Raw genomic sequence first — 1766 nt, forward strand, 5'->3', positions numbered from 1 at the left:
TTGACGTCCTCCCCACGGCTAAAGCCGGGGGATTCCAACCAGCGCTAACGCCGGTTGAGGTTCCTGCTTCACGGACCGCCTAACGGCGAGGTCTCCACAGGCTGTCACCGCCCGTCCGGCGGCGAGAATGTTCTTCGCCGCGTTCACGTCAGCGTGCGCGGTGTGGCCGCACTGGGTACACCGAAAAACCGCTTGGCTCTCACGGCTTTCCGGGTCCACAGCACGGCACACCGCGCACGTCTGCGACGTGTACGCAGCAGGCACCTTCACGATCTCGCTGCCGGTATAGCGGGCAGCGTTACGCAGGGCCAGTTCAAGCTTGTGCCAGCCTTTGTCGAGGATGGCGCGGTTCAGGCCGGACTTTTGGGCGACGTTCCGGCCGGGTTCTTCGGCGGTTCCGCTCGCCGATCGGGTCATGTTTCGGGTACGGAGGTCTTCCAGCACGACCAGCGCGTTGCGGTCGGTGAGCTCGGCCGCGACCTGCGAGCAGAAGTCCGCTCGCCGGTCGCGTTCGCGCCGCTTCAACCGGCGCATCTTGCCGAGCGTCTTCTTACGGTCTGCGCTGCCCCGCTTCTGCCGGGAAAGCTTCTGCTGCAACCTGCGGCAACGCTCATCCTCGCCAGGCGAGACGAAATCGCGGTCAATGAGCTTGCCGTCACTGGTAGCTACCGCTGCCGCGACTCCACGGTCGACACCGACGCCGCTGTGGGGTGCGGCGTGCCGTTCTGGGGTGGTGGCGCCGTCGTCGACGAGGAACGACACGAACCAGTCCCGGCCGTCGCGGGACACTGTCGCGGACCGCACGGCACCGCCGAGCTGGCGGGTCATGCGGAACTGCACCCACCCCAGCTTCGGGAGCTTCGCCCGTCCCCACCGCTTGTTCAGCCGCTCGACCTCGATGAGCTTGCCCATCGGGAACCGGAACGACGGGTTCCAACGCTGCTTACCGCGCCACTTAACCCGGAACGTGCCGTGGTCGCGGCACGCCCGGTCCAGGTCCTTCAACGCCTGCTGGAGGATGTGCGACGGCGCGGTCTGCAACCAGTCGTGCTCGGTTTTCCCGTCGGCGAGCTGTCCGGCTTGCTCGTTGTAGTTCATCCACGCCCCGCGCCGCCGGTACTCGCGGCGTTGTTCCAGGGCGGTGTTCCACACTGCCCGGCAGATATTGCCGAACTCCTCGCACTGGGCGGCCTGCGCGGTGGTGAGCTTCAAGCGGTAGCGACGTCCCGTCAGCATCGGCTCACCGGGCCTTCTGCTGTTCGACGTAGCGCTTGATGACCGACAGCGGTGCGCCGCCGACCGTCGCGACGAAGTAGCTGTTGGTCCACAGCGTCGGAAGCTTCGACCGCAACCACGGGAACTCTTCCCGCAACACGCGCGACGAACGTCCCTTAATCGCTTTGACCAGCTTGTGCACCCCGTACTGCGGGTCGACTTCGACGAGAAGGTGAACGTGGTCCGGCATCGTTTCCAGCTCCACCAGCCACGCCCCCTTCTCCTCGACGACTTCCCGGATGAGCTGCTTCAAGCGTTCTTCCATCCGGCCACCGATGACCCGGCGCCGGTATTTCGGGCACCACACGACGTGGAACGCGCACTGAAAGGTGATGTTCGCGTTCGATCGCAGCGTGACGGCCATACCCAGCGCTATACAGCACCGAGCTATCTAACGTTGGCAGGGTTACCGCTGGGCACGTCAGGATCGGACTTGACGTGCTAACCCCACGGACAAATCCGGGGGTCTGCGCACTACGTCTACCTGATCA

The 1766-nt window shown here is 65.2% G+C and carries 2 protein-coding genes; both read right to left on the reverse strand.

Going from position 1 to position 1766, the window contains the following annotated elements; translation table 11 throughout:
- Positions 1 to 18: 18 nt before the first annotated feature.
- Entirely contained in the window at positions 19 to 1236 is a 1218-nt protein-coding gene (locus tag ACWEV3_RS43325; RefSeq protein ID WP_452619495.1) for an RNA-guided endonuclease InsQ/TnpB family protein, read from the reverse strand.
- 4 nt (positions 1237 to 1240) lie between these two features.
- Positions 1241 to 1639, reverse strand: coding sequence for an IS200/IS605 family transposase (gene tnpA, locus ACWEV3_RS43330; protein WP_168584178.1), 399 nt, complete (start codon positions 1637 to 1639; stop codon positions 1241 to 1243).
- Positions 1640 to 1766: the final 127 nt, after the last annotated feature.

This window comes from Saccharopolyspora sp. NPDC003752, from assembly GCF_053605825.1.

Coding starts and splice junctions, on each gene's coding strand:
- tnpA (WP_168584178.1), bottom strand. CDS start 1,639: ATGGCCGTCACGCTGCGATCGAACGCGAACATCACCTTTCAGTGCGCG.
- ACWEV3_RS43325 (WP_452619495.1), bottom strand. CDS start 1,236: ATGCTGACGGGACGTCGCTACCGCTTGAAGCTCACCACCGCGCAGGCC.